The sequence below is a fragment of the Microcystis sp. LE18-22.4A genome (genome assembly GCF_027531105.1).
GTDB classification, from domain to species: domain Bacteria; phylum Cyanobacteriota; class Cyanobacteriia; order Cyanobacteriales; family Microcystaceae; genus Microcystis; species Microcystis aeruginosa.
The window spans coordinates 1-4,743 of the sequence record NZ_JAPZRB010000621.1 but is presented as its reverse complement, the minus strand read 5'-3'; the positions used below and the strand labels follow the sequence as shown (position 1 = coordinate 4,743).

Genomic DNA, 4,743 nt, shown 5'->3' with positions numbered 1-4,743 from the left:
ATACTTAGCGATCGCATGGCCGTTTATCTGCTCATCGGTGGACTCCTGTTTAGAATAATCATCGCCTTGGGGCTTTATCCCGGTTACGATGAAGCCTATTATTACGTTTACAGCCATAATCTAGATTGGAGTTATTTCGATCATCCGCCAATAGTAGCGATTTCCACGGGTTTTGGGACTTGGATCACGGGATTAGTCAATCAATTTACCATTCGCTTCGGTACTCTCCTCCTCTATACTGGCAGCCTCTGTTTGCTATATCTGACGGCTTTAAAATTGTTCAGTCTGCCGGTCGCCAGAATGACTTTAGCGATCGCCACTCTGATCCCCATCTATGGGATCGTCTTCGGGATTCTTTCGCAGCCAGATAGTCCTTTAATCTTTTTTTGGTCATTAACAGTCTATTTAGCTGCCCAAGAATTCTGGCCAATTCGGGAAAAAAACTATCATCCTAGCTATCGTCTCGCTTATATTGGACTTGCCGTAGGATTGGCGGTTTTAAGTAAATATCACGGCTTTATTTTGGGCTTTGGTTTAGTTTTATTTTGTCTGACCACTCCCCGCTATTGGCCTGTATTTAGATCCCCTTGGTTGGGATTAGGATTTATTCTCTTTTTGATAACTTTATTGCCGATTATCTACTGGAATATTAACCATGATTGGATTTCCTTTCGCTTTCATTTAGAAGACCGTTTTTCTGGAGAACCCAAAACCTTTAATATTCTTGGTATTCTCTCGGTTGTTGGCATTAGTATCGCCACGATGTTTCCTCCTTTCGGTCTGCCGATGTGGTGGGTGACATTTAAAAGCTTTGCCGAACAAATTCCTAACTTTATCTCGAAAAAAAGATTTTTTCATCGAGAAGAAGAATCAGTAAAAAAATGGTTAATTCTCTCGGTTTCTCTGCCTTTAATCCTGGGAATGCTTTATGTGGGGGCTTCCCATTATCTCGCCCCTAGTTGGATTTTACCCGGGTTCTGGTCCTGCACAATTTTATTAGGAGAAAAGGCCAATACTTGGCAGCAATCTTCTCGAATCTGGGTAAAAAGATGGTTATGGGGGTCAGGAATTTTTATCGTTACTGTTTTATCTATAGCAATGCTTCACGTTACTTTTGGCACTTTCCAAAAACCTAGTCAATACGCAATTTTTGGGGGAATTATTGCCCCAGAACAGGACCCTTCTCGGGAAATTGTCGATATCGATCAACTGCGTCAAGGCTTTGCTAATTCGCCCGAATTATTAGCACTCTTAAAAGATTCTAGCTTCGTTTTTACCCATAATTTTTATGTGACCGCATGGCTAGATATGGCCCTTTATCCCCTAGTTCCTATTCCCGTCACCTGTTTTAACAACGATCAAAGGGGTTATCAAATTTGGTTTAATCCTCAAGAATGGATTGGTAAAAATGGTTTATTAATTACTACGAATAGTTCTCTAGAAAGACCGGAAATAATCGATCGCTACCGTCCCTATTTCCAAGATATAACTAAAGTAGCTGTCATTCCCATCAAGCGCGGTGGTGTCACCATCGAACAATTTCATGTTTACCAAGCTAAAGGACTAATTAAAACTTATCCTTAAAATAGATCAATTAGTTCATAAATACTACTAATTCCTATCTCCTGAATTTTGTCACCTTTTTTACTTTTTACTTGATAAATATGTCCATTCATCGAGTCCGTATTGCTAGAGATAAAGGGGAATTTGTCCAGTCCTTAGTTAATTTTAATCAGGGAATTGGACCCTTTCAAACCTATGCTGATGTCATCGCTTTTGCGGCGGCTTTAGGGGTAAAATATCAAGAGAGGGTGACGATAGAAAATGTAGCGAAGGAACCCTCACCTATTAACCTGGAAATTTTTATTTCTCGTGGCTACGATACCCTAATCAAATTATTGGCAGTCAATGAATTCCAAGACACGAAAATTCTTTCTCCCCACGGGGTAGATTCGGAAGCTTTGCGAGTGACAATTTTCGAGGAATATGCCAACGCCGGTTTAGCAAGATTAGAACGAGAATTGCGCGGTGCGGTGGATTATACTGAAAGATTATTGTTAATTATCAGTCAGGAACGTTTTCGAGAAATTACTGCCACAACGGAATTCGATTTAGGCAGATTTTTGTAGTAGAAATCTTATCCCTAACTCTCCTGACTCCTAACCCCACCAATAAACTTTTTCAGCAGACCCTAGTTAGAGCTTGAATTGCTTTTCTAGCAAAGACACGAACCAACTTCTAGGTAAAAAACGGGGCAGATTGACGATAATTTTATTAGCCAATTTACCAGCTACCACGTTGGGGCGTTTGTTTGCCAAGGCGGTTAAAGCCTCTTGTACCACTACTTCCGCCGAATCTAACCGGCCGTTTTTGCCCATAAAAGCCCTGGGAAATCGGGCCACCTCAAAAAAATTCGATTCCGTCGGACCGGGGCAAAGAGCGAGGATTTCAACGCCTTTGTCTTTATTTTCTGCCCAGAGAGACTCGCTAAAGCTGAGGACAAAGGCTTTTGTCGCCGCATAGACGGAAAGATAGGGCAGCGGTTGAAACCCGGCAATGGAAGCAACATTGATAATTGCCCCCCCAGTGCCGGCAAGCATGGGACGGAGAAAATAGTGGCTTAATTCCACCAATACCAGATTATTTAACTGGATCATTTCTAACTGTCGGGCTAAATCCCGATCGCTAAAAGCGCCATAATCACCAAAACCAGCATTATTTACCAGTAAATCGACGTTGATTCCTTTTTGGTTCACCGTATCATATACTAGCTTTCCCGCCCCGGCAACGGTCAGATCTTGAACGATAACTGTCACTTTTACCCCGTATTGTTCCCCCAATTCCGCCGCTAATTGTTCTAGTTTATCTCTGGATCTAGCGACTAAAATTAGCTCCATTTGCCGTTGGGCAAGTTGACGGGCAAAGACGACACCGATACCGGTGGAAGCACCGGTAATGAGGGCTGTTTTCATAGAAGATCAATCAAAAATAGCTTTTTTGCTGGAATTGTACCACAATTACCCTTCCATTTACAGTTCTTAACTTGGCGGGGAAGGCATTTTTTCAACTCAGAATATATGTTAGGCTAGAAATAGAACAAAGGTCGAGGGAGGTGCAGAAATGACAGTTATAAGCTTCACTGATCAAGATATTGCCAAGTATACCGCCGCTGATATTGCGTCTTTGGCCGAACGACTAGAAAAAGATGAGTATAGTAACCCCTTCGAGGCTTTGCGGGATTGGCATCTGCTGCGAGCGATCGCTTTTCAAAGGCAGGAATTAGCCGAATCTTATCTTTATCTGTTGGATCTAGAAGCCTACGATGAGGCTTAAAGTTGCTTAGTTAAACAAAACTTAACACAAATTACTGGGGGTGTGAGACTAGCACACCCATTATTTTTGATTATGATATTCTCTGGCTGAAAAAAGCCCCTAGCTTTTTGCTCCTTATTTCCCTACTATCAGTAACAAAGTATTTTTAGGCGATCGACTAAATTATGGGCAAACAATACAACGTTTATGGGATCGGTAACGCGCTCGTCGATATGGAATTTCAAGTCTCTCCTGAATTACTGCAAGAATTGGGCATCGATAAAGGAGTGATGACGCTGGTGGACGAAAATCGTCAAACCCAGTTGATGGAAAAATTGGCTCTTGATTGTAAACGCAGCGGTGGCGGCTCGGCGGCGAATACCCTAGTAGCGATCGCTCAGTTGGGGGGTAGAGGTTTCTATTCCTGTAAAGTGGGTAATGACGAATTAGGTAAGTTTTATCTGCAAGATCTGCGCGCCTGTGGTTTGCATACCAATGAACACGGCGGCGAAAAAGAGGTGGGAATCACGGGAAAATGTCTAGTTTTCGTCACTCCCGATGCCGATCGCACCATGAATACTTTTCTCGGCATCACCGGGGAAATTTCCGAACGAGAATTAGTCCCTTCAGCGATCGTTAATGCCGATTATCTCTATCTCGAAGGTTATCTCGTCACCTCTCCCACTGCCAAAGCTGCCGCTATTAAAGGGCGAGAAATTGCTCAGGCTGCTGGAGTCAAAACCGCTTTATCCCTGTCGGATCCCAATATGGCGATCTTCTTCCGGGAGGGATTACTGGAAATGATCGGAACGGGGTTAGATTTCGTTTTCGCTAATGAGTCGGAAGCTTTGACTATTTCTGGCAGCGAGGAAATCGAGTCAGCGATCGCCTATTTTAAAACCATTGCTAAAGGATTCGCTATCACCCGGGGTGCCAATGGTTCTTTGATCTATGATGGCGAAAATCTCCTGGAAATTGACCCCCATCCCGTACAGGCGATCGATACCGTCGGCGCGGGGGATATGTACGCAGGTGCATTTCTCTACGGCATTACCCACGGTATGGGTTACAAAGGGGCGGGAAATCTCGCTTCTCTAGCGGCTGCCCGGGTGGTTTCTACTTTTGGAGCGCGTTTACAAACCGAGGAAATTCAATCCCTGCGCGATTTGATCGTTTTGGGATAGGTTTTGTCAGTGATCAGCTTTTAGTCAGTAGTCAGGTTTTTTCTCCCTGCTCCCTGCTCATAGACAGTCTTAACCAGTAATTTAGATAGGGTTTGCTGAATAAATTTGAAATGTAGGCAAAGTAAGGGTTTTGGGGCTTTACGAGCGAAACAGGTGCAAGATTTTGAGAGAATCGTCGTTCAAAACCTTGCGTCTTCATCGGCCCGCGTCCTGTAGGGGCGAAGCATTCGGGCAATAACCTATCGGT

Annotated in this window: 5 protein-coding genes; 4 read left to right on the top strand and 1 reads right to left on the bottom strand. The window is 43.5% G+C overall.

What is annotated here, in order from left to right:
- Positions 1-1,584, top strand: a 1,584-nt coding sequence (locus tag O9295_RS26565) for an ArnT family glycosyltransferase (protein WP_288036263.1), incomplete at its 5' end; no start/stop codon positions are given.
- A gap of 80 nt (positions 1,585-1,664) precedes the next feature.
- Entirely contained in the window at positions 1,665-2,129 is a 465-nt protein-coding gene (locus tag O9295_RS26560; RefSeq protein WP_158198442.1) for a DNA phosphorothioation-associated protein 4, read from the top strand.
- Between the two features lie 66 nt (positions 2,130-2,195).
- Here the strand turns inward: O9295_RS26560 and O9295_RS26555 are convergent, their stop codons facing one another.
- Positions 2,196-2,972 carry an SDR family NAD(P)-dependent oxidoreductase gene (locus O9295_RS26555; protein WP_288036261.1) on the bottom strand — a complete coding sequence of 259 codons (777 nt, stop codon included), beginning with the start codon at positions 2,970-2,972 and terminating at the stop codon, positions 2,196-2,198.
- 148 nt (positions 2,973-3,120) lie between these two features.
- On the opposite strand from O9295_RS26555, the gene isiD reads away from it, so the two are divergent.
- Both isiD and O9295_RS26545 read left to right on the top strand, forming a co-directional pair.
- Entirely contained in the window at positions 3,121-3,333 is a 213-nt protein-coding gene (isiD, locus tag O9295_RS26550; RefSeq protein WP_002796844.1) for a protein IsiD, read from the top strand.
- 164 nt (positions 3,334-3,497) lie between these two features.
- Positions 3,498-4,496, top strand: coding sequence for an adenosine kinase (locus O9295_RS26545; protein WP_002761882.1), 999 nt, complete (start codon positions 3,498-3,500; stop codon positions 4,494-4,496).
- The last annotated feature ends 247 nt before the right edge of the window (positions 4,497-4,743 follow it).